The sequence below is a fragment of the Psychrobacter sp. genome, from assembly GCF_018260395.1.
In the GTDB taxonomy this organism is placed as follows: Bacteria; Pseudomonadota; Gammaproteobacteria; order Pseudomonadales; family Moraxellaceae; genus Psychrobacter.
Genome location: NZ_JAGLBC010000105.1, coordinates 6,824 through 8,483 on the forward strand (window position 1 = coordinate 6,824; position 1,660 = coordinate 8,483).

Annotated in this window: 2 protein-coding genes; both read left to right on the top strand. The window is 34.0% G+C overall.

The window, feature by feature from the left end; translation table 11 throughout:
* The first annotated feature begins 81 nt into the window (after positions 1 to 81).
* Positions 82 to 735 carry a YcxB family protein gene (locus QZ265_RS08255; RefSeq protein ID WP_296405201.1) on the top strand — a complete coding sequence of 218 codons (654 nt, stop codon included), beginning with the start codon at positions 82 to 84 and terminating at the stop codon, positions 733 to 735.
* A 297-nt stretch (positions 736 to 1,032) separates the two neighbouring features.
* Complete coding sequence (locus QZ265_RS08260) at positions 1,033 to 1,503, top strand: Dps family protein (RefSeq protein WP_296405203.1); 471 nt, start codon at positions 1,033 to 1,035, stop codon at positions 1,501 to 1,503.
* Positions 1,504 to 1,660 lie beyond the last annotated feature (157 nt).

The following is a 1,660-nucleotide window of genomic DNA, read 5'->3' on the forward strand; positions in this document are numbered from 1 at the left end:
TTAAATATATAGCGCGCCCATAAGCTCAATGCCTACCAATTTACCTTTTTGTCCAATTAACGTTCTATTTCGAGTAATCATATGGCTCTTTACCCTTATACCCTCCAACCTGTTGATATAAATTTAACTGAAGAAGAGTTTCACCAAGCACAATTTGAGCTATTTGAACAAACCAGCCCTTCTTTTGGCTTAAAAAATATTAAGATGAAGGAATGGATTATCATGGCTATAGTAGCGTCAATTGCTATATGTGGACTGATTTATGTTACAGGTTACTCAACTTTCATCTTTTATTTGATGCTTATTTTGGTAGGGTTATATTTACTGGTACGTACTATTGGGATGAAGTGGTATGTAAAAAGAGAGTTTGAAAAACAAATGGCAGATCAAGAAATGCCAGATGAAATGAAGCAGTTAAAACTTGGGGTTCAAAAGCATGGCTTAATCATGGCAATGCCAGCGCCCAATGCAGGCATACAGACCAATAAAGCAATGCGAGGTATGCAAATGCGTTCTTCTAATACTCAACAAGCTGTTATCCCCTGGACTGCGGTAAAAAGTTGGGATGAGACAGACGATTACATCTTTATGTTGTTTGAAATGCAAGGTCAAAATGGTAGCCAGATTATTCCAAAGCGACTACAAGCTCAAAAGTTTCCCATTGATACGGTACGCACTCATTTACAAGAAGTTGTACCTATCAGAGGACTACAGACTCAGGCTATTGGGCAATAATCTATAGATGATATATCCTCTATTTTTCATTGCACCGTTTTATACTAATTGGCTTGCAATGTCATAGCTTTTAAATATTTAGCATTTACAATGATCCGTTATGGGTCATTTTTTTGGCATGTATCTTCCAAAATTTGAAAAATTAAAAATTAATATATTTGTAAAACCTATCATAATCATTAAAACATTATATTTAGAAAATCATTCAAGGTTTGTTATTATAATATACGACAAAGAGATGGGGCACAGCTTACTAACACCCCCAATAAATATACTAATTAAAAAAGGATAATTACTATGAGTATTAATCAAATCGGTTTAGAAAAAAAAGACATGACTGCTGTCATCGAACAGCTTAATAAATTACTTTCAAGCTATCACATATTTTATATTAACGTACGTGGCTATCACTGGAACGTTAAAGGAGAGCATTTCTTCACATTACATCCTAAATTTGAAGAATTGTATACCAGCCTTCAAGTTCAAATTGATGAAATTGCAGAACGTGTTTTAACTTTAGGCGGCACCCCACTACATGCTTATAGTGACTTTGCTCAAAACAGCTCTATTAAAGAAGATAAAGGCGTATTCAACGGTAATGAATGTGTACGAGGCGTAGTGTCAGGTTTACAGGAACTTATCGAAGAACAACGTAAATTATCTGGTATTGCTCAAGAAGCTGAAGACCAAGGTACAGCTGACCTTGTAGATGGCTACGTGCAGGAACAAGAAAAACTAATCTGGATGTATAATGCATTCTTAGGTTAATATGGTTTTAAGAGCAATCTTAATATTAGTATCATTTATACTAATAGATAGCTTATAAATATATGATCGCATAAAATAAGCCCCTTAATTACTGTATTAAGGGGCTTATTTTTTTTAGTACATTATTTTGAAAGTTGTAAATAGTGCCATTTATAAC

Coding starts and splice junctions, on each gene's coding strand:
- QZ265_RS08255 (WP_296405201.1), top strand. CDS start 82: ATGGCTCTTTACCCTTATACCCTCCAACCTGTTGATATAAATTTAACT.
- QZ265_RS08260 (WP_296405203.1), top strand. CDS start 1,033: ATGAGTATTAATCAAATCGGTTTAGAAAAAAAAGACATGACTGCTGTC.